This is a genomic window from Microbacterium murale (assembly GCF_030815955.1).
Lineage (GTDB): Bacteria > Actinomycetota > Actinomycetes > Actinomycetales > Microbacteriaceae > Microbacterium > Microbacterium murale_A.
Map to the genome: position 1 here is coordinate 3,945,582 of NZ_JAUSXK010000001.1, position 24,303 is coordinate 3,969,884.

28 protein-coding genes are annotated in these 24,303 nt (G+C 65.1%); 22 read left to right on the top strand and 6 right to left on the bottom strand.

Annotation, left to right across the window (positions count from 1 at the left end):
* Positions 1 to 40 precede the first annotated feature (40 nt).
* From pepN to QFZ46_RS19140, 4 genes are all read left to right on the top strand, one after another.
* Positions 41 to 2,608, top strand: coding sequence for an aminopeptidase N (gene pepN / locus QFZ46_RS19125; protein ID WP_307364096.1), 2,568 nt, complete (start codon positions 41 to 43; stop codon positions 2,606 to 2,608).
* An 81-nt stretch (positions 2,609 to 2,689) separates the two neighbouring features.
* Complete coding sequence (locus QFZ46_RS19130; RefSeq protein ID WP_307364695.1) at positions 2,690 to 3,772, top strand: mechanosensitive ion channel family protein; 1,083 nt, start codon at positions 2,690 to 2,692, stop codon at positions 3,770 to 3,772.
* Complete coding sequence (locus tag QFZ46_RS19135) at positions 3,769 to 4,221, top strand: globin (protein WP_307364098.1); 453 nt, start codon at positions 3,769 to 3,771, stop codon at positions 4,219 to 4,221. Before QFZ46_RS19130 ends, QFZ46_RS19135 begins: the two co-directional genes overlap by 4 nt.
* Positions 4,218 to 5,876, top strand: a complete 1,659-nt coding sequence (locus QFZ46_RS19140) for an FAD-binding dehydrogenase (protein ID WP_307364100.1) — start codon at positions 4,218 to 4,220, stop codon at positions 5,874 to 5,876. The genes QFZ46_RS19135 and QFZ46_RS19140 overlap by 4 nt, the downstream gene beginning before the upstream one ends.
* A gap of 21 nt (positions 5,877 to 5,897) precedes the next feature.
* On the opposite strand, the gene QFZ46_RS19145 is transcribed toward QFZ46_RS19140, so the two are convergent.
* Entirely contained in the window at positions 5,898 to 6,563 is a 666-nt protein-coding gene (locus QFZ46_RS19145; RefSeq protein WP_307364102.1) for a hypothetical protein, read from the bottom strand.
* Positions 6,564 to 6,613: 50 nt separating this feature from the next.
* Between QFZ46_RS19145 and QFZ46_RS19150 the strand changes: the two genes are divergently transcribed.
* Complete coding sequence (locus QFZ46_RS19150; protein WP_307364104.1) at positions 6,614 to 7,501, top strand: acyl-CoA thioesterase; 888 nt, start codon at positions 6,614 to 6,616, stop codon at positions 7,499 to 7,501.
* 28 nt (positions 7,502 to 7,529) lie between these two features.
* Here the strand turns inward: QFZ46_RS19150 and QFZ46_RS19155 are convergent, their stop codons facing one another.
* From QFZ46_RS19155 to QFZ46_RS19170, 4 genes are all read right to left on the bottom strand, one after another.
* Positions 7,530 to 8,024, bottom strand: coding sequence for an acyl-CoA thioesterase (locus QFZ46_RS19155; RefSeq protein ID WP_307364106.1), 495 nt, complete (start codon positions 8,022 to 8,024; stop codon positions 7,530 to 7,532).
* Positions 8,017 to 9,696 (bottom strand): energy-dependent translational throttle protein EttA, encoded by a 1,680-nt coding sequence (gene ettA, locus QFZ46_RS19160; RefSeq protein WP_307364108.1) that lies wholly within the window; start codon positions 9,694 to 9,696, stop codon positions 8,017 to 8,019. The genes QFZ46_RS19155 and ettA overlap by 8 nt, the downstream gene beginning before the upstream one ends.
* Before the next feature lie 58 nt (positions 9,697 to 9,754).
* Positions 9,755 to 10,186, bottom strand: a complete 432-nt coding sequence (locus tag QFZ46_RS19165) for a DUF6993 domain-containing protein (RefSeq protein WP_307364110.1) — start codon at positions 10,184 to 10,186, stop codon at positions 9,755 to 9,757.
* Positions 10,187 to 10,339: 153 nt separating this feature from the next.
* Positions 10,340 to 10,738, bottom strand: coding sequence for a single-stranded DNA-binding protein (locus QFZ46_RS19170; RefSeq protein ID WP_307364112.1), 399 nt, complete (start codon positions 10,736 to 10,738; stop codon positions 10,340 to 10,342).
* A gap of 4 nt (positions 10,739 to 10,742) precedes the next feature.
* On the opposite strand from QFZ46_RS19170, the gene QFZ46_RS19175 reads away from it, so the two are divergent.
* The 8 genes from QFZ46_RS19175 (at position 10,743) to QFZ46_RS19210 (ending at position 17,282) form a co-directional block, all read left to right on the top strand.
* A complete protein-coding gene (locus QFZ46_RS19175) occupies positions 10,743 to 12,293 on the top strand; it encodes a recombinase family protein (protein ID WP_307364114.1) in 1,551 nt (516 codons plus the stop codon).
* Between the two features lie 94 nt (positions 12,294 to 12,387).
* Entirely contained in the window at positions 12,388 to 12,639 is a 252-nt protein-coding gene (locus QFZ46_RS19180; RefSeq protein ID WP_307364116.1) for a hypothetical protein, read from the top strand.
* 368 nt (positions 12,640 to 13,007) lie between these two features.
* The gene (locus tag QFZ46_RS19185) at positions 13,008 to 13,259 is read left to right on the top strand and encodes a hypothetical protein (protein WP_307364118.1); all 252 of its coding nucleotides are present in this window, start codon (positions 13,008 to 13,010) and stop codon (positions 13,257 to 13,259) included.
* 252 nt (positions 13,260 to 13,511) lie between these two features.
* The gene (locus QFZ46_RS19190; RefSeq protein WP_307364120.1) at positions 13,512 to 13,892 is read left to right on the top strand and encodes a hypothetical protein; all 381 of its coding nucleotides are present in this window, start codon (positions 13,512 to 13,514) and stop codon (positions 13,890 to 13,892) included.
* Complete coding sequence (locus QFZ46_RS19195; protein WP_307364122.1) at positions 13,889 to 15,736, top strand: AAA family ATPase; 1,848 nt, start codon at positions 13,889 to 13,891, stop codon at positions 15,734 to 15,736. Before QFZ46_RS19190 ends, QFZ46_RS19195 begins: the two co-directional genes overlap by 4 nt.
* Before the next feature lie 189 nt (positions 15,737 to 15,925).
* Complete coding sequence (locus tag QFZ46_RS19200; RefSeq protein WP_307364124.1) at positions 15,926 to 16,645, top strand: hypothetical protein; 720 nt, start codon at positions 15,926 to 15,928, stop codon at positions 16,643 to 16,645.
* Complete coding sequence (locus QFZ46_RS19205; RefSeq protein WP_307364126.1) at positions 16,642 to 16,929, top strand: HNH endonuclease; 288 nt, start codon at positions 16,642 to 16,644, stop codon at positions 16,927 to 16,929. Before QFZ46_RS19200 ends, QFZ46_RS19205 begins: the two co-directional genes overlap by 4 nt.
* Before the next feature lie 95 nt (positions 16,930 to 17,024).
* Positions 17,025 to 17,282 (top strand): hypothetical protein, encoded by a 258-nt coding sequence (locus tag QFZ46_RS19210; RefSeq protein ID WP_307364128.1) that lies wholly within the window; start codon positions 17,025 to 17,027, stop codon positions 17,280 to 17,282.
* 8 nt (positions 17,283 to 17,290) lie between these two features.
* Here the strand turns inward: QFZ46_RS19210 and QFZ46_RS19215 are convergent, their stop codons facing one another.
* Positions 17,291 to 17,671 carry a hypothetical protein gene (locus QFZ46_RS19215; protein WP_307364130.1) on the bottom strand — a complete coding sequence of 127 codons (381 nt, stop codon included), beginning with the start codon at positions 17,669 to 17,671 and terminating at the stop codon, positions 17,291 to 17,293.
* Between the two features lie 26 nt (positions 17,672 to 17,697).
* Between QFZ46_RS19215 and QFZ46_RS19220 the strand changes: the two genes are divergently transcribed.
* The 9 genes from QFZ46_RS19220 to QFZ46_RS19260 all read left to right on the top strand — a co-directional run bounded on the left by QFZ46_RS19220 (position 17,698) and on the right by QFZ46_RS19260 (position 24,303).
* Positions 17,698 to 19,167 (top strand): terminase large subunit domain-containing protein, encoded by a 1,470-nt coding sequence (locus QFZ46_RS19220; RefSeq protein WP_307364132.1) that lies wholly within the window; start codon positions 17,698 to 17,700, stop codon positions 19,165 to 19,167.
* Positions 19,168 to 19,352: 185 nt separating this feature from the next.
* The gene (locus tag QFZ46_RS19225) at positions 19,353 to 20,501 is read left to right on the top strand and encodes a phage portal protein (protein WP_307364135.1); all 1,149 of its coding nucleotides are present in this window, start codon (positions 19,353 to 19,355) and stop codon (positions 20,499 to 20,501) included.
* Positions 20,498 to 22,069 (top strand): HK97 family phage prohead protease, encoded by a 1,572-nt coding sequence (locus tag QFZ46_RS19230; RefSeq protein WP_307364137.1) that lies wholly within the window; start codon positions 20,498 to 20,500, stop codon positions 22,067 to 22,069. Before QFZ46_RS19225 ends, QFZ46_RS19230 begins: the two co-directional genes overlap by 4 nt.
* A gap of 3 nt (positions 22,070 to 22,072) precedes the next feature.
* Complete coding sequence (locus tag QFZ46_RS19235; RefSeq protein WP_307364139.1) at positions 22,073 to 22,393, top strand: hypothetical protein; 321 nt, start codon at positions 22,073 to 22,075, stop codon at positions 22,391 to 22,393.
* Positions 22,390 to 22,761: a hypothetical protein gene (locus tag QFZ46_RS19240; RefSeq protein WP_307364141.1), complete on the top strand. Its 372-nt coding sequence runs from the start codon at positions 22,390 to 22,392 to the stop codon at positions 22,759 to 22,761. The genes QFZ46_RS19235 and QFZ46_RS19240 overlap by 4 nt, the downstream gene beginning before the upstream one ends.
* Before the next feature lie 20 nt (positions 22,762 to 22,781).
* A complete protein-coding gene (locus QFZ46_RS19245) occupies positions 22,782 to 23,192 on the top strand; it encodes a hypothetical protein (RefSeq protein WP_307364143.1) in 411 nt (136 codons plus the stop codon).
* Positions 23,189 to 23,590 (top strand): hypothetical protein, encoded by a 402-nt coding sequence (locus QFZ46_RS19250; protein WP_307364145.1) that lies wholly within the window; start codon positions 23,189 to 23,191, stop codon positions 23,588 to 23,590. The genes QFZ46_RS19245 and QFZ46_RS19250 overlap by 4 nt, the downstream gene beginning before the upstream one ends.
* The gene (locus tag QFZ46_RS19255) at positions 23,587 to 23,955 is read left to right on the top strand and encodes a hypothetical protein (protein ID WP_307364147.1); all 369 of its coding nucleotides are present in this window, start codon (positions 23,587 to 23,589) and stop codon (positions 23,953 to 23,955) included. The genes QFZ46_RS19250 and QFZ46_RS19255 overlap by 4 nt, the downstream gene beginning before the upstream one ends.
* A gap of 33 nt (positions 23,956 to 23,988) precedes the next feature.
* Positions 23,989 to 24,303 carry a hypothetical protein gene (locus QFZ46_RS19260; RefSeq protein WP_307364149.1) on the top strand — a complete coding sequence of 105 codons (315 nt, stop codon included), beginning with the start codon at positions 23,989 to 23,991 and terminating at the stop codon, positions 24,301 to 24,303.

The following is a 24,303-nucleotide window of genomic DNA, read 5'->3' on the forward strand; positions in this document are numbered from 1 at the left end:
CGGATCTCGGCGCCGACCCGAACCCCTGGGAGAATCAGCTGTGCCTGGAGAGAACCTCACCCGAATCGAAGCTCAGGAGCGTCGTGCTCTCATCGACACCCAGTCGTACGGAATCTCGCTCGATCTGACGAAGGGCGCAGAGGTCTTCGGATCGCGCAGCGTCGTGCACTTCCGGGCGACACCGGGAAGCTTCACCTTCATCGACCTGATCGCGCGCGACGTGCGCGAGATCTCCCTCAACGGCGAACAGCTCGATCCGGACGAGGTCTTCGACGACTCCCGCATCGCGCTGTCGGGCCTCCAGGAGGAGAACGTCCTCGTCGTCGACGCCGACTGCCTGTACACCAACACCGGCGAAGGGCTGCATCGTTTCGTCGATCCGGTGGACGGCGAGGTGTACCTCTACTCGCAGTTCGAGGTGCCCGATTCGCGCCGCGTCTTCGCAGTGTTCGAGCAGCCTGACCTGAAGGCGACGTTCCAGTTCACGATCACGGCACCCGAGGCCTGGAAGGTCATCTCCAACTCCCCGACTCCGGAGCCGATCAAGCACGACGAGAACGAGACCGCCACGTGGGGATTCGAACCCACTCCGCGCATCTCCTCCTACATCACCGCTCTCATCGCCGGGCCGTACGAGTCCACATTCTCCGAGCTGACGAGCGCGTCCGGCAACGTCATCCCGCTCGGCGTCTACGGTCGCAAGAGCCTGTGGCAGCACCTCGACGCCGACTACATCTTCGACAAGACGCGCGAGGGTTTCGCGTACTACGAGGAGAAGTTCGGTGTCCCGTACCCGTTCGCGAAGTACGACCAGCTGTTCGTCCCTGAGTTCAACGCCGGAGCCATGGAGAACGCGGGCGCGGTCACTTTCACCGAGACGTACGTATTCCGCAGCAAGGTGACGGATGCCGTCAAGGAGCGCCGCGTCGTCACGATCCTGCACGAGCTCGCGCACATGTGGTTCGGTGACCTCGTCACCATGAAGTGGTGGAACGACCTGTGGCTGAATGAGTCGTTCGCCGAATGGGCGTCTACCATCGCCACCGCAGAGGCCACCGAGTGGACCGAGGCGTGGACGACGTTCAATGCCATGGAGAAGACCTGGGCCTATCGTCAGGACCAGCTGCCCTCCACGCACCCGATCGTCGCCGAGATCAACGACCTCGAGGACGTCCAGGTCAACTTCGACGGCATCACGTACGCCAAGGGCGGATCGGTGCTCAAGCAGCTCGCGGCCTGGGTCGGCATCGAGGCGTTCTTCGCCGGCGTCGGACAGTACTTCCAGAAGCACGCGTGGGGCAACACCGAGGTGACCGACCTGCTGACAGAGCTCGAAGCCACCAGCGGCCGTGACCTCAGCACGTGGTCCAAGAAGTGGCTCGAGACCGCAGGGGTCAACACGCTCTCCCCTGTCATCGCTGAGGATTCCGACGGAGTCATCACTCGATTCGCGGTCACTCAGACGGCACCCGCTGACTACCCCACGATCCGCCCGCACCGCCTCGGCATCGGTTTCTACGACCTCCTCGACGGAGCCCTCACCCGCACGCACTACGCGGAGGTCGACGTCGACGGCGACCGCACCGAGGTCCCAGAGCTGCAGGGCCGCAAGCGCCCCGACCTCGTACTGCTCAACGACAACGACCTCGCCTATGCGAAGATCCGCCTCGACGAGCGGTCGCTGTCCACCGCGATCGATCATCTCGGCGCGATCGCCGACCCGCTCGCCCGCTCTCTCGTCTGGGGTGCGGCCTGGGATCAGACCCGCGATGCAGAGAGCGCAGCATCCGACTACATCGAGCTCGTGCTGCGCAACATCGGCAAGGAATCCGAGTCGACCACGGTTCGCACCACGCTCGCGCAGCTGCGCACCGCTGCAACCCTGTACGTTGCACCCTCCGAGCGGGATGCCGCGCGTCTGAAGATCGCCGACGGCCTGTGGGATCTCGCACATGGAGCCGAAGCCGGAAGCGACAGCCAGCTGCAGTTCGTCACCGCCTTTGCGAACACACTCGTGAACACCGAGCATGCAGGCATCGTCGGGCGCCTGCGCTCGGGCGAAGAGACTCTTCCCGGCCTCGAGATCGACACCGACCTCTCATGGCAGCTTCTCGTCGGCCTGGCCTCGATCGGAGCGACGGACGTCGCCTCCATCGACGCCGCCCTCGCGGCGGACAACACGTCCAAGGGCGCGGAGTTCGCCGCTCAGGCTCGTGCGGCGCTGCCGACGCAGGCGGACAAGCGCGCGGCCTGGGCCTCGCTGATCGACGACGCCACCCTGCCCAACACGATCGTGCGTTCCGCGGCCCTCGGCTTCGGACATCCCAACAGCACGGGAGTGCTCGGCGAGTTCGTGGCGGACTACTTCGACATGCTGGTGCCGGTCTGGGAGTCGCGCACGTATCAGATCGCCAGCTACCTCATCGTCGGGCTCTACCCGACGTCGCTCGCGAACGCTGCGCTGCGTGACGCCACGCGCGCCTGGCTCTCGGCGAACGGCGAGGCAGCGCCAGCCCTGCGACGCCTCGTCAGCGAAGGCCTCGCCGACGTGGAGCGCGCGCTCGCAGCGCAGTCCCGCGATGCCGAAGTGGACGAAAGTCACAACTGACGCACCCCGCTCCGACCGGGCCTCTGCGACGCTGCCATCCAGCTGCCGCAGAGGCCCGATCGCTAGGATCGGAGGGTGCTGATGCTTCCCTTTGATACGACCCCGACGCCGGATTCGGCGAACGAGGTGTCGACATCGTTCCTCACGATCCTCAAGGACATCGGCGGCAGGGCGATCGCCATTGCGATCATCGTCGTGGTCGCTTTCCTGATCGGGCTCGCGCTCCGATTCGTCGTCCGCAGGGTCGTGCACCGCATCGTCGACGGTGCGAAATCGAAGGCCAATGTCGAAGACACCCAGGCGCTGGAGCGATCACCGCTCGCGGACATGCGTCTGATCCAGCGCACCCGCACTCTCGGCAGCATCCTGCAGAACATCATCAATGTGGCTGTCGTGGTCGTCGGGCTGTTGATGGTCATGGCGGTGATCGCTCCCGACTTGATCGCGTCGCTCACGCTGCTCACCGCGGCGCTGGGCGCCGGGCTCGGCTTCGGCGCCCAGAACATCGTCAAGGACGTTCTGAACGGCCTCTTCATCGTGGCCGAGGATCAGATCGGCATCGGCGATGTCGTGGACACCGGGCTCGCCAGCGGCGTCGTCGAGCATGTCAGCGTGCGCGTCACGCAGGTGCGCGACGTCAACGGCACGCTCTGGTACGTACGCAACGGCGAGATGCTGCGCATCGGAAACATGTCGCAGGGATGGGCGCGCGCGATCATCGACCTCGGCGTGCCCGTGGATGCCGACGTTCCGGAGGTCGAGGCCGCGCTCCTCGAAGCGGCGCTGGGGCTCTCGAAGGATCCGAAGTGGCGCACACGCATCATCGAGCGACCGGAGGTGTGGGGCCTTGAATCGATATCAGGCGAGGCCCTCGTCATCCGTGTCGTGCTGAAGACCCGCGCGAATGCGAAGGATGACGTCGCACGTGAGCTGCGCATGCGGCTCAAGCGCGCGATCGAGGAGCTGGGGCTCACGGTCCCGAGTCTGGAATCCGTCGTCCCGACCGGCCCGGAGGGCGCACGGCGTGTGCGCGGCGCGAACCCGCCCACCACCAAACCGAACGCCGTCACCGGAGTGCCGCCCGTCTCGCGCGGCATCTGGCGCAAGAAGGACACCCGGCCAGCGTCGAAGGACACACGGCCTACCCCCGAGGATGAAGCATGACGTTCTACGATGAGGTCGGCGGCTACGCCACGTTCGAGAAGATCGTCGGCACCTTCTATCGTGAGGTCGCACTCGACCCGGTGCTCCGCCGGATGTATCCGGAAGAGGACCTCGGCCCTGCGGCAGAGCGGTTCACGCTCTTCCTCGCCCAGTACTGGGGCGGTCCCTCCACCTACAGCGAGACCCGCGGACACCCTCGCCTGCGGATGCGCCATATGCCGTTCCACGTCGACCCCGACGCGCGCGACCGCTGGCTGCGCTGCATGCGCACATCACTCGATGAAGTGCAGCTGTCCCCGCTGCACGATTCCACGTTGTGGGACTACCTGGAGCGCGCCGCGTATGCCATGGTGAACACAATGGAGCCGTCGGGTATTGGCCCCGCACCCGCAGGGCGATCGACGCTCGAGACCCGCAGCAGCAGTCAGGATTCAACGGAGACCCCATGACCACCACGCCCCTTTCCGCAGATGTTCTGGTCATCGGATGGGGGTTGGCGGGCCTTGTCGCAGCCACCGAGGCCACGGCCGCCGGCAAGCGGGTGATCCTCATCGATCAAGAACCCCGCTCGAATCTCGGCGGACAGGCATGGTGGTCGTTCGGCGGGCTGTTCCTGATCGACTCCCCCGAGCAGCGACGCCTCGGCATCAAGGACTCGTTGGAACTCGCGACCCAGGACTGGTTCGGCAATGCCGGATTCGACCGGGATGAGGACCGCTGGCCTCGCGCCTGGGCCGATGCGTACCTGCAGTTCGCGGCCGGCGAGAAACGCGCCTGGCTGCGTGAACGCGGCGTCGGGTTCTTCCCTGTGGTGGGTTGGGCGGAGCGCGGCGGATACGGCGCGATCGGCCCCGGCAACTCGGTGCCCAGATTCCATATCACCTGGGGCACCGGTCCCGGAATCGTCGCTCCGTTCGCGGATGCTGCGCATCGCGCAGAAGAGGCGGGCACCCTCACGATCCTCCCCCGTCATCGCGTCACAGAGCTGATCGTTACCGGCGGTGCTGTGGTCGGGGCGAGGGGCGAGCTGCTGGCGGATGACGTCGCTGCGCGAGGGGCGGTGTCATCTCGCGAGGTCGTGGGCGACTTCGAGGTCACCGCTGGTGCCACGGTCGTCTCCTCCGGCGGTATCGGAGGCAACCACGATCTGGTGCGTGCAGCGTGGCCGGACCGCCTCGGCACTCCCCCGTCGCACATGCTCTCCGGGGTGCCCGCGTACGTGGACGGCTCGATGCATGCGGTCTCGGAGGCCGCAGGGGCGCATCTGATCAATGGCGATCGAATGTGGCACTACGTCGAGGGAATCAAGAACTGGGATCCGGTGTGGCCCGCGCACGGCATCCGGATCCTTCCCGGTCCCTCGTCGCTCTGGTTCGACGCCACCGGCGCGCGCCTCCCTGTTCCGCTGTTTCCGGGGTTCGACACTCTCGGCACACTCGCGCACCTGCGCACCACAGGACACGACCATTCCTGGTTCGTCACGTCACGCCAGATCGTCGAGAAGGAGTTCGCTCTGTCCGGCAGCGAGCAGAACCCCGACCTCACGGGCAAGGATGTCGCTCTGCTGTTGAAGTCGCGGCTCGCGAAAGGTCCGACCGGGCCCGTGCAGGCGTTCCTGGACGAGGGCGAAGATTTCATCGTCGAGAACGATCTCGACTCCCTTCTCGAGCAGATGAGCAAGGCCGAGGACGGCGACCTGCTCGATCTGGAGCGCGTACGTCGAGAGGTCATCGCTCGCGACCGGGAGATCGACAACGACTTCTCGAAGGACGCGCAGATCGGGATGCTGCGGTCCATGCGCAGCTACCGTGGCGACAAGCTCATCCGCACCGCCAATCCGCACCGGCTGCAGGACCCGTCCGCCGGCCCGATGATCGCGGTGAAGCTGCACGTGCTCACGCGCAAGTCGCTCGGCGGCATCGAGACAGATCTCGACGGACGCGCACTCGGTGCAGACGGATCAGTCATTCCCGGTCTCTACGCGGCCGGTGAGGCCAGTGGTTTCGGCGGCGGCGGCATGCACGGATACCGCGCACTGGAGGGAACATTCCTCGGTGGCTGCCTCTTCTCCGGGCGGCAGGCGGGTCGCGCGGCTGCGCGCTGACTCGGGACTACCGGCTCGGGATTACTTCTGGGTTCCGGTGCTGCGCACTGCCGTCAGCCCTGTTGCCATCGGGCCGCGCGCAAGCACGTGGCCACGGCGGAACGCGAGCCGAGTCCAACGACCCGACGTGGTCACCGGCACGCGCTCCTCACCGGAGATGAAACCGAACGCGTGTGCGGTGAAGGCGACGCCGCGCGCGAGACCCCCTAGATCCTCGTCTGGCTCACCCCAGATCGCCGCTCTGAGAGCTCGCACCGCTTCTTCGCCCGCACCGGGGGTCGCTCCGCGCGCCACCGCGGATATACCCCACTGCGCGCGTTGCGCGATCGTCGCGGATCCGAGTTCGCCAGCGGGTTCCCATCCACCGCGCGGCGGCGCCACACCCGCCCAGGCGGGTGAGCGGCCGGTCTCGGGCAGGGTCAGCATCCGCTCGTCCTGATCCTGGGCGAGCTCGTCGACGACGATGTCGCATTCCAGTTCGGGGTCTGCGTGCACGATCCTCATGGCGAGGATCGTAGGCGTCTGGTCGAACAGTCCCTGTGGCGCGAGCGCAGACGCGGTCAACGCGAGGACGCCATGCTTCCCCTGCAAGCGGATGCCGTCGTCCGAGACCAGCATCGCGCGACCGAGGAACGTGAGGACATCTCGGGCGGTGTCGGAATCGGCGAGGACGAGGCGAGGGGGCACGCGTTCTAAACTACCAACGAGGCGACCCCATGGTCGCGGGGAGGAGCGCCATGAGCGCAGATGCACAGGCTCAGGCATCCGTCGACCACCTGCTGGAGGTGCTGGACCTCGACGAGACGCAGGCACGCACCGCGGAAGACATCTTCACCGGGCGATCGCACAGCATGCCGACCGGGCGCATCTACGGCGGCCAGGTGCTCGGCCAGACACTCATCGCCGCTGAGCGGACGATGTCGGAGGATCGTGCGGTGCACTCGATGCACGGGTACTTCCTGCGTCCCGGCGACTCATCTCGCGGACTCACCATCGCGGTGGATCGCATCCATGATGGCCGATCCTTCTCCACCCGACGATCGCAGGCCTACCAGAACGGGGTTCCGATCTTCTCGATGATCGCGTCGTTCCAGGACGAGGCGCCAGGTGTCGAACACGCGCGACCGATGCCGGAGGGTATTCCGGCCCCGGATGACATCCCGTCAGATGAACTTCGTGTGGCGGGGGTCCACCCACAGGCGCTGCGGATGCTGACCGATCGCCCGGTCGATATGCGTCACGTCGAATCGCCGTTGTACGTCGTGGCAGACGGCGAACGCAAGCCTCAGCAAGCGGTCTGGATGCGGATGCGCGCGCCGATGCCGGAGGATCCTCGGTTGCACCGGGCCGCCCTCGCCTATCTCAGCGACATGAGCATCCAGGAGTCGATCCTGCGCGCCCACGGAGTGCCGTGGGCGACACCGGGGTTGAAGGTCGCCAGCCTCGATCACGCGATGTGGTGGCACCGCCCGGCGCGTGTGGACGACTGGCTGCTGTACGTGCAGGAATCCCCGAATGCCCGTGGCGGCCGCGGACTCGCCACCGGCCGCATCTACACGCAGGATGGCGTGCTGGCCGCGAGCGTGACGCAGGAGATCATGATCCGGGTGCCCGAGGCGGGCTGATCCCCGCCCCCGAGGGCACCTGCGCGACTCAGCGGTGCGCGTACGTGATCGGCTCGCCGATGTACGGCGACCAAGCATCGCGCATCTCGGGTGTGATGCGTGTGGGGCGCCCGGTCTCGGCATCCACGAGCACGATGACGGCGGTCGAGCGCGCGTACAGCACGCGCGTCTCGTTCTCCGGGTCGTTGAACACCTCGTAGCAGACCTCGAGGCTCGACCCGCCGAGCTTGCCGAACCACATCTGCACTTCGAGCGGCCGCCGCTGATAGGGCACGGGTGCGAGGTACTCGATCTCCTGCCGTGCGATGAGCGTCAGAGTCCCCGCCTCGATGCCGGAGTTCAGTACGGCCGTCGGCGGGGCTGTCTCCCCCTCCTCCGCCTTCCAGAAGGCACGGACGCGCGCCTCCTCGAGAAGCTTGAGCATCGAGGTGTTGTTGACGTGATTGAACGCGTCGAGATCCCCCCACCGCAGGTGGATGGGGACATGCAGCCGCGACGTCGCGCCGATGGGGACGTCAGTCACGCGTCAGCTTGCGGTGGGTGGAGCGGTGCGGGTTGGCCGCGTCCGGGCCGAGTCGCTCGATCTTGTTCTGCTCGTAAGCCTCGAAGTTGCCCTCGAACCAGTGCCACTGCGCCGGGTTCTCGTCCGTGCCCTCGTAGGCGAGGATGTGCGTGGCGATTCGGTCGAGGAACCACCGATCGTGGGTGATGACCACAGCGCAACCGGGGAACTCGAGAAGTGCGTTCTCGAGCGAGCCCAGGGTTTCGATATCCAGATCGTTGGTCGGCTCGTCGAGAAGGAGCAGGTTACCGCCCTCCTTGAGAGTCAGAGCGAGGTTCAGGCGGTTTCGCTCGCCACCGGAGAGGATGCCCGCCTTCTTCTGCTGGTCCGGCCCCTTGAAACCGAACTTCGACACGTAGGCGCGCGACGGGATCTCGGTCTTGCCCACCGTGATGAAGTCGAGCCCGTCGGACACGACCTCCCAGAGGTTCTTGTTCGGATCGATGTTGGAGCGAGACTGGTCGACGTAGCTGATCTTGACGGTCTCGCCGATCTTGAGATCGCCACCGTCGAGCGGCTCGAGGCCGACGATCGTCTTGAACAATGTCGTCTTTCCGACACCGTTCGCGCCGATGATGCCGACGATGCCGTTGGGCGGAAGACTGAAGCTGAGTCCGTCGATGAGCGTACGGTCTCCGAACCCCTTCTTCAGCTTCTTCGCCTCGATGACGATGCTGCCGAGACGCGGACCCGCAGGAATCTGGATCTCTTCGAAATCGAGTTTCCTGGTGCGCTCCGCCTCGGTGGCCATCTCCTCATAGCGGGCCAGGCGCGCCTTCGACTTGGTCTGGCGCCCCTTGGCACTCGAACGCACCCATTCGAGCTCGTCCTTCAGCCGCTTGGCGAGCTTGGCGTCCTTCTTGCCCTGGATGGCCAGACGCTCGCCCTTCTTCTCCAGGTATGTGGAGTAGTTGCCCTCGTATCCGATCAGGCGGCCACGGTCGACTTCGGCGATCCATTCCGCGACGTTGTCGAGGAAGTACCGGTCGTGGGTGATGGCGATGACTGCGCCCTTGTACGCCTGCAGATGCTGCTCGAGCCAGAGCACGCTCTCGGCGTCGAGGTGGTTGGTGGGCTCGTCGAGGAGCAGCAGGTCCGGCTTCTGCAGGAGCAGCTTGGCGAGTGCCACGCGGCGCTTCTCACCACCGGAGAGAGGAGCGATCTCGGCGTCGCCCGGAGGGGTGCGCAGCGCATCCATCGCCTGCTCGAGCTGGGAGTCGAGGTCCCAGCCATCAGCCGCGTCGATCTCTTCCTGAAGCACACCCATCTCAGCGAGCAGCGTGTCGAAATCCGCGTCAGGATCGGCCATCTGCGCCGAGATCTCGTTGAAGCGGTCGAGCTTCGGCTTGATGGCCACGCCATCCTGGATGTTCTCCAGCACGGTCTTCGTCTCGTCGAGCTCCGGCTCCTGCATGAGGATGCCGACCGTATACCCGGGAGACAGTTTCGCCTCGCCGTTCGACGGGATGTCGAGACCCGCCATGATCTTGAGGATCGTCGACTTACCGGCGCCGTTCGGGCCCACCATGCCGATCTTCGCCCCGGGGAGGAATGACATCGTCACGTCATCGAGGATGAGCTTGTCGCCCACCGCCTTGCGCGCACGAACCATCGAGTAGATGTACTCAGCCACTGAGAACCGCTCCTTTTGTAGGCGTCGAAGATCGACACTCCAGCCTACCGGCTATGGATCACCAGTCGATCGGGCGCGTGTTGCCGACGAGGCAGCGGCCTTCGGCGAGTTGATCGACGACCGCTGTGACCGGCTCGCCCGTGGACGGACCGACCTGCCCGATGAGGCAGTCTTCCTCACCCCACCGTACCGAGAACTGCAGGCTCTCGACCGGGTTGCCCACGGTGGTCAAGTCCTGCGTCACCTGCATCGCGGTTCGATCGAATCCGGCCGCGACCAGAGCGTCGACATAGGCACGACCGGAGCCGCGCTGGTCCGATGCCCATACCTGTCCGGTGACCGCTGAGAAGATCGGCAGGTTCTCATCGGCTGAGCCGTCTGGCTGATAGCGCGGGACCTCCTGCGCTGGAGACGCGGTCGACGGCGGCTCCGGATTCGCCGACGGCGATACTGCTGGATCCGGCGCACACGCCGCCAGGGCTAAGCCCACGAGAACAATCGCCGAGGCCGCCGGGAGACGCAAGCGGACGGCGGGGAGTCTACGACGAGGCACGCTCCGATTCTATGGGCGCGCCCGCTCTCGCTCCCCGCCGGGGCGCTGCGCCCGCGGATGCTCAGGCACAGCAGCCGCCGCGTCGGCGCTTCAGTCCCCGGTCGACCACGGGGTGCCTCCGAGCGCCATCGCCGGTTCAAGGGACCCGACGCCCTCGTCCTCGGCGCTGTCATCCATCGCAGGGTCCGACTCCGCATCGAGCACCTCCCCCGTTGCATGGTCGACGCCGACGGGTGCCGAATCCTGCCCGGACGACGGACGACTCGCCTTCACGAAAGCGCTTGCACCCCAACGCAGGTCATGCCCGATCGCCTCCGCCTCGATATCGGCGCTCATGCCCTTGCGCTCCGCGTTCTCCCACTCGCGCAGCTTCAGTTTGCCGGTCACGATCACGGCATCTCCCTGGTGCAGCGACGACTTGGCGTGATCGGCGAGCTGGCGGAAGGCGGAGACGTTGTACCAATTGGTGCCGGCGTAGCGTACATTCATCCATGTGACTAGGAATCCACGCAGAGCCGCGATCTACGCTCGCATCTCGCAAGATACTGAAGGCGCCGAAGTAGGCGTAAGCAATCAGGTTGCGTCGGCGCGCGCACTGGCACAAGACCACGGCCTCGAGGTTGTCGCAACGTATCAGGACAACGACACCGGTGCGTCGTCGCTGTCGAAGAAGGCACGCCCCGACTTCGCCGCGCTCATCGCTGCCGCCGCGCGTGGCGAGTTCGAAGTGATCCTCGCCTATTCGATGAGTCGTCTTACGCGTCGGCCTGCCGAGTGGGAAACGCTCATCACGCTCGCCCAGACGCACAAGATCGAGTTCATCTATCGAGTCTCACCGCGCTACGACCTCAACACCGCAGACGGGCGCGCCACGGCTCGCACGGTCGCGGCTTGGGATGCGGCCGAGGCCGAGCGGACAGGCGAGCGCGTGCGCATGGCCAAGACCGCCGCGCTAGCGAAGGGCAAAGACCTCGGTGGCCCTCGGCCGTTCGGCTGGGAACCCAGCCGCCGCGAGCACCGCCCCGCCGAAGCCGAGGCTATCCGGTCCGCCGCCGCCGCGATCCTGGCTGGCGCCTCGGTCAGCTCAGTCGCGAAGGCGTGGACGGCCGCTGGCATCGCTCCCCCGCGCGCTGGACGCCCGAGCCGCAACGGCGGCACAGCATCGCACCAGTGGCGGCCGCAGGCCGTGCGCCACATCTTGAGCAACCCTCGCCAGATTGGGCGCATGGTCGTCAAAGGCGTCGACTATGGCCGCGTTGCTGAACCGATCCTCACGGATCACGACCACGCCGCGCTGCTGGCGATTTTCGCGAACCCGGCACGCAAGCCCAAGCGCGGACCCGAACCTCTCACGTCGACCGCGCAACAGCTGGTCAAGTGCGGCACCTGTGGCGGCAGCATGAGCGCTGGCTACTCGCGCGGCTATCGCTCCATCCGATGCGCCGACGCGAGCTATCGCCCCGGCCCTCACCCCGTGATCGCGCTTACGATCGCCGAAGCCCAACTCGGCGCGGCCGCACTCTGGGCCCTTACCTTTCAACAGCCCAAAGAGATCGAGAGCGTCACACCCGAGGTTGCCACGCTCCAAGTAAAGATCGCCGACGACAAAGCGAAGCTCGAGCGTGTGACCGCCGCATTCATCGGCGGCATCGGGGATCTCGATTATCTCGGGCGCGAATCAGTCACGCTGAAAGGCGCGATCGCCGACGCGCAGAGTCGTCTGGATGCACTACTGGCTCATAGTGACTCGGCGGGCGCGGTTGCCGTTGCGCGGCAGTTTGTCACCGGATGGGGTGAGGGTGCCTCGCTAATCGAGATCAGTCCCGAGAAGGCCTTCGGCGGCGCATGGGGTGAGTACTGGCAGAGTCTTGAGATCCCCGCGCGTCGCCGCCTCTTGCGCGGCCTCTTCCGCGATATCCGCACGGTCGCTGCCGACGATAGCGACCCTGGACGCTTCATCTATGACGGCGTGCGCCTTCACGTGAGCGCTGCCGAGCCGAGACCCTTTGACCTATCCAACCTCAACCCCGACGACGCATTCTAAGAGAGAAGAGAGAACGTTGAATCAGATGGCCCCCGACGAGAGGCGAGCAGTAACTCCCCCGCTCCCCAACCAGAACGTACTCATGCTAGAAAACATGAAGCGCGAGAAGGAGAAGACCGACGCATTCAACGCACTCGCATCGCGTGTGCTCAACGCAACCGAGCGCGCGAAGACGCTCGGCTTCATGCTCGGCGAAGATCGGACAGTCAAGAACGCCGATGCAGTCAGCGGCCCGTTCAGACTCTCACGACCGGCGCGCAGCATGGCCGACCAAGGCGCAAGTGTCGGGCGTCTGACGCTCGAGCAGGTGGAGCGCAAGCTCGATGAGATCGGCGCCTCGCGATGATGGGTCACAGCTTCGACCTATGGCGCGCACTCGATGGCTGGAGCGGCGGGTGCCGCGCGCATGGCGGTCGCACTGCACTCAACCGCACCCAGCGAGCCGCGAAGGTAGATCTCATCGAGTCGTGCGCCGCGCGGCAGGCAATGAGCTACCTCTCCAACATCGAGAGCATGACGGCGGACCTAACGCGGCACCCCGACGACAGGTGGACACATATATATCTCAAAAGGGCACTCGTTGAGGCCGATGCGCATGGCATCGGCGCGGCGCATCCCGAGATGCTCAACGCCCAGTTAGTACTGTCGCGCTGGACTGCGGAACGAGTGATTCCGAGCATGAGTTCATCTGCAGTCTGATCGGAGACATGAACCATGACCGAGGCAGTTCACACGCTGGAGGAAGCTGCTGAGATCCTCCGCGTGCCGTACCGCACGCTCCGAGATGGTGTCTACGCGGGACGTTGGCCGCACCGCAAGATATCCGAGCGCAAGAGGCTCATGACAGACGAAGATATTCAGGCGGTGCTCGATCTCACGGCTACCCAGCCATCCCCCACTGCGAACCCGAGCGAGTTCGCCGCCCGGACGACCAAAGCAAACGTCCTCGCACTCATGGATGGTTGAACCATCGCCCCGTAACACCCGCGAACGCCCTGGTGGGTGAAGCCGAACCTCGACCCCGACGCGATATCAGCACCTAAACTCCTAGACGCTCCGCTCCATAACCCGCTCATCTGGCTTTCCTCTCTGGGCCAGGTGGGCGGGTTTCTACCTAGCTCGACCCCTTCCGGCGTCCGACTCCTAGACTCCGCCGCATCAGGGCAGTAAACGCCAAGGCGCGGCTAGAGAGTCGCCACACCTCGAAGGACGGTACGCATGACCAATGACCCCTATGCCCCATACGGGCCGAACGTAAAGCTCTACCCCGCCAAGGGCGCAGGCTGGACGGCAACGACGGGCAGGATCGAGCAAACCAACGCTCTCGGCGTGACGCTCTCCTACTCGAACCCCGTCAATAAGCGCTTCACCACGACTTCGACTTTTCCGCTCTCATCGATCGACAGGATCGAGTACATCGCGGTTACCTCGGCCATCGATCACGAGATCGACCGCGAAACCGACGCGAGCATCGCCGAGAAAGCCCGCGAGATCCGGGCGGACGGTCAACTAGAGATCATCGCCAGCGCCTCGGAAGAACTCGCAGAGCGCAACGGCGAACACACCCGGCGTGGCATTCGCGAGGTGAGCGCAGCGTGACTGTTGCCGAGGGCATCACCCCCGACCCCGTAAGTAAGCCTCTCGCGCTCGCTAGCCGCCTCGGCCTTGCCGTACTCCCCATACGCGACGACGGCTCTAAGCGCCCCGCCGGTCGCCTCGGTGTCTATGACGCGACAACCGACCCTCAGCGCATCGTGGATCTCTGGACAGACCACCCCGGCTCGCTCGTCGGCGTCGCATGCGGCGCGAGCGGTCTGCTCGTCGTGGACATCGACCGACACGAAGGCGGCGCGGATGGATTCGCCAGTCTCGATGCGGCGGCGGTCGATCTTCCCGAGACCTGGCAGCACGCCTCGCTCTCGGGCAAGGGCTCGCATCTGGTCTATGCCGCGCCCGAAGGTGCCGCAGGCGGCTCGTCGCTCGCTGGCGTCGACCTCAAGGGCGCAGGCGGCTACATCGTATGGACTGGCGACGTGCCAGCCTCGCGCGACCTCTTCGCCCCCGCTCCACAGTGGACACTGCGCCCCGCTCGCGAGAACGCCGCGCCGACCCCGGCTCGCGTGGCCGAGTGGATCACCGAGCACGTAGGCGAGCCTGACGCCAAGCTGGCCGACGCTCTTGCTGCTCTCCCCGCGCACGGCGCGCCCGAGTGGAGCAATGAGAATCTCGTCCCGCTAGCCCTGCCGCTCGTGCAGGCCGCTCGCTGGAGTCATGGCGGGGCGCAGGCTCGCGAGCGCTTTGTCGAGCGGTACGCGGCTGGCCAGTGGGCAGACGACGCGCACCGCAGGGATGCCGCGCGCGCGTTCGATCACGCCTTGGCCGAGATTGGCTACCCGGCCGCATTCGCCGCGATCCCCAATATCGAAGTGAGCGCCGAGACACTCCGCGCCTTCGGTTTCGATGCCGCGATCTCGGCGGAGTCGATCACGACCGCCGCACCCGCGCCCTTCAAGATCCTCACACGCGCCGACCTCAAGGCGCTCCCCCGCCCTGACTGGCTCATCGAAGGACTCGTGCAGGAATCGGGCATAGTCGTGCTCGCTGGCGAAGGTGGTCTCGGTAAGTCATTCCTGGCCATCGACTGGGCATGCCGCCTCGCCACTGGCGAGAATTGGTTCGGCCGCAAGGTGAAGCGCGGCAGAGTGCTCTACGTCGCCGGCGAAGGTGTCGAGTTCTTCGATGATCGCCTCACCGCGTGGGAAGAGTACAACTCGCTCCGCGTGCCCGATGAGCGCTTGCAGTACGTCCGCGAAGGCTTCACCCTCTCCGATCCCGCATCGGTCGAGTACATGCGGCAGGCCGTCACCGAGCGCGCTTACGATCTCGTCATCCTCGACACGCTCTCGCAGCTCGCCGAGGTCGAGAACGAGAACGACAACGCGCAGTTAGCCGCCATCATGCGCCAGGCCCGCGCGATCCGCCAGGCGCGGCCAGGGTGCTCGGTGCTCATCGTCCACCACACCAATAAGGGCGAGCGCGGCAAGGTGCGCGGCGCCTCGGCCATCCGCTCAAACGCAGATGCCGTGATCGTTGCCAGGGCATCCGAGGGCGACACCTTCAAGCTCTCCACCAAGCTCGAGCACGACGGCAAGCAAAAGAACGGCGTGGCCGAGGTTCTCCCCGGTTTCCATCTGCTCGACGCTGGCCTCTCTGCCGTAGTCGAACGCCAGGGCGCAGCGGACCCCGACGCGCAGGCGATCGAACAGGTACTGGCCAACCCCGGCGAGCACGCTATCTCAGAGTTCCTGATCGCCCGCGGCGAGAACGATCCCGCCACAGCAAAGAGAATCAAACGCAAGCTCGGCGACCTTGCCGAAGCTGGCCGGGTAGTCGTCACTGGATCGACCTCGGCCAGGCGCTGGCAGGCACTTGGACACGATTGAGTAACCCGATGTCCAAGACGAATCCCCCGGAATCCTTGATTTTCCGGGGGATTCTGTCTTGTCCAAGTCGACTTGGACAACCGTCGCCGACCTTTAGGGAGGCGTCGGCGTCCAAGAGAGTGAAGTCTAAGAGGCGTGAGAAGTGCGACCTCGACCCCCTAGCACCTCTGACACCTAGACTCCGCCGCTATGGCGAAGGCAACAAACTCCGAACGTGACGCGCTCATCGTGCGCATGTGGCACGAAGGCGCGCCCGCCGTTGAGATCGGCAACGCGCTCGGTATTAGTCGTATGGGCGCGTTCTATCACGTCGCTCGGCTCGGACTACAGCGGCGCGACCGAGTGCAGATCTCCAACCCCGTGCGCGCGGAACTTACGAGGCTATGGCACGAAGGCGAGACAGTGCAGGCGATCGCCGACAGGCTCGGACTGAAGCACTCCCACGTAAGCACGGTTGCCAGGGCAGATGGCTTGCCACCTCGCCGCGCATCGAGCACAGGTTCCGCCGAGCGCCATCGAGAGTTGGCGCGGCTATGGGGCGAAGGCGTACCCGCCGCCGAGATCGCCGAACGGTTAGGTCTGGCAGTAAGCAGTGTGGTCAGCATCCGCATGAGGCTTCAACTCCCGCCAAGAAAGACGAAGTACACGGCTGAGCAACTCGACGCGATCCGCCAGCGTTGGGCAGAAGGCGTACCCGCCGCCGAGATCGCCGATCAGATCGGCCGCAGCCGAGAAGGGGTGCTCTCCGCCTCGCTTCGCCTCGGCCTTGAGCCTCGCGGCACAGGCTGGCGACGTGGCGAATTCCCGTCGGAATGCACCCTCCCTGATTGCAGCGCACCCCACCATGCCAGAGGCCTATGTGGTCGGCACTACCAGGCAGCTCTGCGAGCCGAGAAGAGAGCCGCGTGAGCACGCATTCATCCAAAGGCGCAGCGTGGCGACGGTTCCGTGTCGAGATCCTCAACCGCGATGGATGGACATGCCAAGCATGCGGCAATGAGCTGATCGAAGGTCACGCGCAGCGCGAGCATCAACCGACCGTGGATCACATCGTGCCCAAGGCCAAAGACGGACGCGATGAGCACTCAAACGCAGTCGCGATGTGCATGAGATGCAACGGCCTTAAGGGCGACAAGAGCGCACCCCCTCGGATCGACTGGATCAACACCGATTGGCTGGCGCGCGGCTCATGAGCCCTCTCTCTTTTTTAGAGAGCGACCCCTAGGAGGCCCCGCCTCCTCTTCTTTCTTCACAAACAACCCTGAAATATCCGGAGAGGTCACACATCATGACCGATAGCACCGCAGACCGCTTTGCAAGCGCCGTAGAGCGCTTCGAATCGTCCGCGCCGTGGCTGGGAGATCCTCACGCCCCTGCGCTCGTCACGCTCCACGTACTGGCCGAGACCCTCGACGCTGGCGACCTCACCCCCGCACTGGTCGCGCAGTTCGGTCTGACGTTCCGTAGCCTCGCCAAGCTCGCGCCGACGGCCAACGCCGCCGAGGATCCACTCGAAAAGGCGCTCAGAGACGCTGGCGCGACGTGACGATTCCGCTATTCGCTCTCATCATCGGTGCAGTTCGCTTCAAGGTTCCACATCGCCAAGTCGAAGGGCAAGAATGTCGAGCCCTGAGACTCGGCCCCTCTCGCAATCCATGTGTCGTACCGATCCGCCGTATCGGCGATAACTTCCTGTGTGTCACCGTTGGCCAACGCCCCCGCATCCGCCATCTGCGATGCGAGCGGCTCATGATCGTCGGCGGTGCCGTCCGAGTTGATCAGGTCTTGCGAGTCATTGAATGCACTCATGGCCTGAGCGCACGCCCGCTCATTGTCCTGCTCGAGCGCCTCTACCTTTTCAGCCGAAGGCCCGCACGCTGTCAGCAACAGCATCGACAGGACACCAACACTGGCCACCGGGTATGTGCGCTTCATATTTCAGACATTAGCGGCATGGACTCATGACGCCCTCACCGCCCTACGCCGATATCAAGGCGTGGCCGCCGCCGCGCTACACACCGCCGCTCTCCCCCGACTTCGAAAGCGCCTTCGACCGGCACGCCGCGACCTTCGCGATCGTGTGGGATGCCGCGTTCGGCTACGCGCTCGAAGAGTGGCAGATCCAACTCATTCGCGCGGTGCTTGAAGTCTTCCCCTCTGGCCATCCGCGCGCAGGCCAACTGCGCTGGCAGCAAGCAGTCATCTCGCTTGGCCGGCAGAACGGGAAAACCGAGATCGCCGCAGCGCTTGGCCTCTGGCGACTCATCTCGAAGCCGACGACTCTAGTTATCGGCATCGCCTCGAATGCCGATCAGGCAGGTCTGGTCTATCGCCGCGCCATGCGGGCAGTCAACGGCAACCCCGCACTCTCTAAGCGCTTCAGGCGCACGACCGAGACGCGCGGCCTGCAGACTGCCGAAGGCGGCCGATACGACATCAAGGCCGCCAAGAGCGCCGCGCTCCAAGGTCTGCCCATCGATCTCGGTCTAGTCGATGAGTTGCACCTTCTCCGCCGCGCGCTTTGGGGAGACCTTCTCTCCGGTACAGGTGGCCGCCCTGATTGCATCGTGGTCGGTATCTCGACCGCTGGCGATTCTGACTCAGAATTGCTCATCGACCTCTATAAGCTCGGCGATCAGGCCATCGAAGACAACGGCGCGGCGCGCGTATTCTTCGCGTGCTGGGAGTCGCCAGAGGGTCGCGTGCCCGACGATGACGAGACACTGGGCCGATGGCTCGCGATGGCCAACCCCGCCGTGGCCAGCGGGCGCACAGACCTCGAAGCGCTCATCACGCTCGTGCGCACGAAGCCGCCCCAGGATGCCGTGCGCTATCACCTCAACCGATTCTTGACCTCGACGCGCTCGCCGTACATCGAACCCGCGCTATGGCTCGGCGCAGCGCGCAAGCCTGGCGCGACATTCCCCCGCGATGCGCGAATCGTCTTCAGCTTCGACGCCGCCCCCGGCCTCGATTTCGTTTCCATCGTGGCCACCGCCAGCGCCGACGATGGCACCATCCACTCTGAACTTGTCGCCTCACTGCGTGCGCCTTCACTTGACCGGCTCTTCCGTATCGCGCTGCAGCTCCAGAAATATCGACCGGCGACGTTCGCGATCGATGGCACGTTTCTACGCGCGCTCGGCAAGGATCTCACTAAGCGCGGCTTGCCTGTCATGATCGGCACTTACTCGGACGCGATCAGCGCAAGCGCCATGCTTTACCGGCTCGTCATCACTGGCCAGCTTGCGCACGGCAGGGATGACCTACGCGCGATGCAGATGCAGCGCGCCACGCGTAAGAATGCTGGCGACTCTTTCGTAATCTCGCGCGCCGACTCGTCAACCGAGGTCGATGCCGTCAAGGCCACCGCGCTAGGCGTGCTCGCTCTCGATGTCGCTCCCGCCCCCGCTGGCGTGCAGGTCTTCTAGCTGGACGCCATCGAGGCCCACGAAGACCCCGCACGCCTCGCAGAACCACCAAGCCGCGCGCGGCTCCATCCGCCTCAGGCACCGAGGGCAGTTCGGCGTATCGAGATCATCCACGCCTCGATCATCGCAAAGTCTTCTAGTGAACCTCGACCCCGGTGCACAAGTCATACCTAGACTCCGCCGCGATGCGAGCACCACAGACACCCCTGGCCCGAGCGATGGCTCGACTTTTCAAGCGCGACGACGCGCCGGTTAGCGATCCGATCACGATCCCGTCACGCTCCGAATCCGCCGCCGAAGTCTCGCCCAACGAAGCGCTCACGCTCGGCGCGGTCTATCGCGCGGTCTCCATCCGCGTCGCTGGCCTCTGCCAACTCTCCATCGACGTTGAGCGCGCAGGCAAGACCATTACGACTCCTTCGCTACTCACTCGCCCCGATGTCGATACGTCATACCGGGCCTTCATCGAACAAACCGCCGTGAGCCTCTCACTCGCCGGTAACGCCTACTGGCGCATCACCCGCAATGACCGCCTCGAAGTGTCGAGCCTCGAAGTGCTCAATCCTCACGACGTGACGATTCGCACTAACGCTGCTGGCCGCGTCGTCGGCTTCAGCCATCGCGGCGCTGATCTCAAGACTTCCGAGATCAAGCATCTCTCTAAGCTCCGCGTGCCTGGCACGCCCTATGGCCTCGGTCCAATCCAAGCCGCTCGCGCCGAGCTTCGCGGCGCTATCGACCTTCGCGACTACGCCTCGAAGGTGAGTACCGCGAGCGACGTTCCCACAGGCGTGCTCTCCGCTTCGATGCCTCTCACCGACGAAGAGGCGAAGGCGACCAAAGCCGCGTGGCAGGAATCCCACGGCGGCAAACGTGGCGTGGCAGTGCTCGGCAGCGGACTCACCTACGCCGCAACCTACCTGACCCCCGCTGACGCGCAGTTCCTCGAGTCGCAGCGCTTCAGTGTCATCGCAATCGCTCGACTCTTCGGCGTGCCTGCCTCGCTAATGCTCTCTGGTATCGATGGCTCGGCGCTGACCTACGCGAACATCAGCCAAGAGTGGCTCGGCTTCGTCAAGTTCGGCCTGGCCGACGATATCGCTGAGATCGAAGAGGCCTTCTCCGATCTTCTCCCCCGAGGCCAGCGCGCCCGTTTCAACCCCGAAGCGCTGCTCCGCCTCGACACCACTGGCCGCTACGCCGCGCATGAGTCCGCTCTACGCGCTGGCTGGCTGCTTCCGAGCGAAGTACGCGCGATCGAGAACCTCCCTGAGGTCTCGGACATTGATACTCGCGTGCCGCCCGCACGCCCGACCGAGAAGGCGGCCGCATGAGCGACCTCGAATACCGCAGCTTCCAAGTCCGCGAGGCTGGCCCCGAGACACGCACCTTCAGCGGCATCGCTGTGCCGTGGGATACGCCTGCCGACATTGCGGGTCTCTACACCGAGCGCATCGAGCGCGGCGCCGTCACGATCCCCGCATCCGGCAAGGTGCTGCTCTACTCCCGCCACCGAGATCCCATCGGCCTAGTCACTAAGTGGGAAGACTCCGACGATGGCTGGCGCGTTGAGGCGCGGATCTCACAGACGCCGACCGGCGACGAGGCGTACACGCTGCTTCGCGATGGCGTGGTCGATGAGCTTTCGATCGGCTTCGTTCCGATCGAGCATCGCGAGGACGACGAGACCGGCGACATTACCCGTACGCGCATCGAGGTACGCGAGACCTCCCTTGTTCCCTTCGGCGCCTACGGCGTCGATGCCGCAGTAACCGACGTTCGCTCGGCGGACAACCCAACCCCATCCAGAGAAAGGGCAGTTATGCCTGAAGACAACACCGCCGCCGAGGTTACCGAACTCCGCGCGGCAGTCGATGAGATCGACCGCAAGATCTCCACCCTCGCAGTTCGTACCGACGACGCCCCGAGCGCCGACACGCGCAGCGCTGGCGAGATCCTTAAGGCCATCGTTTCCGGCGATGAGTCCACCATCCGCGCGTACGAAGCCCTCTACGCAGAGCGCGCCTACACCGGCGGCACGACCGCCGACGCGATCGCGAAGCCCGAAGGCATCGTCAACCTGGTCCGCATCTTCGACGCATCCTCGGGAGTGCTCGCCGATGTCTTCAGCACCGGCACCGCACCCGCCAAGGGCAACAACATCGAATTCGCCGAGGTTGGCTCGAACACGATCGACGTGACTGAGCAGGCCGCCGAAGGCGATGACATCACCTTTGGCAAAGTCTCGATCACGCGCCGCACTGCGCCGATCAAGACCTACGCAGGCGGTACGCAGCTCACCCGCCAGGAGATCGAGCGCGCAACCGATGTGAACATGCTCACAACCTCGCTTGAGGCTCTCGCTACCGCCGCAGGCGCTCGCAAGAAGGCAGTACTCCGCGCAGCATTCAACACGCTCGTGACGGCTCGCCGCGCGATCGCCGCAGATGCAGGCGTCGTCGGCCTCGGCGCAACCCTGGCCGCTGGTACCGCTGGCAATTGGGAAGACGCCCTCATCGATGCCGCTCTCAAGTTCGAGCTTGAGAACCTCTCCCCCGAAGCGCTCATCGTTTCCGGCACAGTCTTCAAGAAGCTCCGCAGTCTCACCGTTGCCGGTGAGCGCGTCTTCCGCGTAGGTGAGAAGAACAACTCTGGCACGCTCGACCTGCCTGGCCTCGCTGGCGACTTCGCCGGTATCCCGGTACGGCTCGACTCTGGGCAGACTGGCGATTCGGCAGTGTTTGTCAATGAGCGCGCGATCCGCGCTTATGACTCGCCGCTGGTCTCGCTTAGTGATGAGTCGCTCGTGAATCTCTCCAAGAGCTTCGCTGTCTACCGTTACGGCGCAGTCGCCGCCGAGATCCCCTCGGGCGTCGTCCCCGTCAAGCTGGCGGCCGCGTAAGCCATGACCGCCGCCGATCTGCTCGCCTACATCTCTACCGAGGGTCTCGATCCGACGTCCTCCGAAGAGACGTTCGCGGGCGCGTGCTGGGAGCAGGCCGCCGCGCTGATCTCCCAGCACATCGGCGCGGCCACAGTGCCCACGATCATTACCGAGCGGGCAACCCTCGAAGTGGGCGCCGAACTCTTCCACCGCCGCGATACGAAGAACGGTATTTCGCAGTTCATGAGTACCGACGGCGGGCAGGCGCTCCGAGTTGCGCGCGACCCAATGGTTGCCGCGTATCCGCTACTCGCCCCTTACGTCGGCCGAGGCATCGCATGAGCCTCGCGGCCGAGCGCAAGGCCGTCGCCGCGCTGCTCACCGCTGGCGGCATCCGCACCGCTGCGCACGTACCGAGCGACCCTAAGCCTCCCTTGGCCATGGTTACGCCCGGTACGCCCTACCTCGCCACGCGCGACGACTACACCGGCGACCGCGTAGCTCGCTTTGATATCTGGCTCGTCATCGGCACCGCCATCAGTAACACGGCGCTAGCCGACGCGATGGATGAGCGCATCTCTGAAGTGCTCGCGATCCTCGATGGCTCCGACTGGCTCGTTTACGAAGTGAGCGCCGACCAGTGGGAGCCCGCAGGCGGCAGCAAGTTCGCCGTCGCGATCATCAGCATCTCGAACACCATCACCCCCTAACCACGATTGGAAAATACCGCATGTCAACACGCATCAAGGGCAAGCGCCTCAGTCTGACTCTCGGCGCACCTGGCGTTGAGGTCTGGCAAGACATCAAGGGTCTCACTCTTCAGTCTGAAGACCCCGACGATCCCACCTTCGGAGACATCGCCGATGGCGTAGCCAAGTGGCTACTCTCCGGCACCGCAGTGCAGTCGACCGACGAGACCTCTTTCTGGTCTTACGTCTGGGAGAACGCTGGCCAGCGCGTCGCGTACACCTACGCCGTGCACGGCAACGAAGAGCCGAGCCTAACTCAGCCGCATTTCGTCGGCTTCGTCTACGTCGGCCGCAAGCCTTCACTCGGTGGAGAGGTCAACTCTTCCGGCTATGAGTTCGAATTCGAGTGGGAGTGCGACGGCGAGCCGACGAAGGTGACCGGCACGCCATGACCTTCCAGCGGCTCGGTTCACGCTCTCGCCCGTCGATAACCCTCGACCGCCTTGAGCGTGCAATCGAGCTGCTCGATTACCGGCTCGCGCCGACCCCTGGCGACGACATGACCTACCTCAGCCCATTTCCTGAATCGGAGTGGACGCTCGAGGGGTCGGCCTATCAGTCGCTCGACGCCGGCAGCCTCTACCGCTACGCACGCGAGCACTCGGGCGAGACCGTGGCGTTTACGATCCGGCCTCTCGGTAACGCCATGGCGACCGCGTACGCCCCGCACTACACCGGCGAAGTGGTCATCGGTCCGAAGCCCGCACTCGGCGGCTCGGCCAGCGCCCGATTCTTCGTCTTTGAGTTCGCGTGGGAAGTGCCCGATGAGCCGACGGAGGTGATCGAATGAGCGATCGCATCCGCGTAGAAGGTCTCCGCGAGGCCGTGCGCGCACTCGACCGCGCAGGCGTAGATGCGCAGGACATGAAAGACGTCATGTTTGCGATCGGGATGCTCGTCGTCAACGCGACGATGCCGCCCCGCGACTCCGGCACGCTCGCTGGCACGCTCCGCGCTGGCCGAGGCAAGACCAAGGCCGTAGTACGCGCTGGCGGCGCGAGAGCGCCTTACGCGGGCGTCATTCACTACGGCTGGCCAGGCCACGGCATCCGCCCTCAGCCTTTCCTGTCCGACGCCCTACAGCGCAAGCGCAGCGACATCTTCCGATCGCTCGATCAGGGCGTCTCCCAGATCCTCAAAGCCAACGACCTGTAGCACCCCAACACCCCTCTGAAAGAGAGACACATCATGGCCAAGGCCACCGCTAACAAGTACGACTTCCAGACGCTCACGATGCGCGAGATCGCCAAGATCGAAGAGCTCTCCAAGCAGGGTCTCACCGCCCTCAGTGACGACGATCGCCCGAAGGCTCTCGCGCTCGCCGCGATCGCGTTCGTCTTCCGCTTGCGCGACGACCGCACCTACACCTGGAATCAGGCGCAGGATCTCACGCTCAAGGAGATTGGCGAGATTACGTCGGCACTCGGCGATCTCAACATCTCAGACGGCGAAGACGAAGAGGCCGAGGTTATCGACCTCGAAGTCATCGCCGACGCCGCGTAA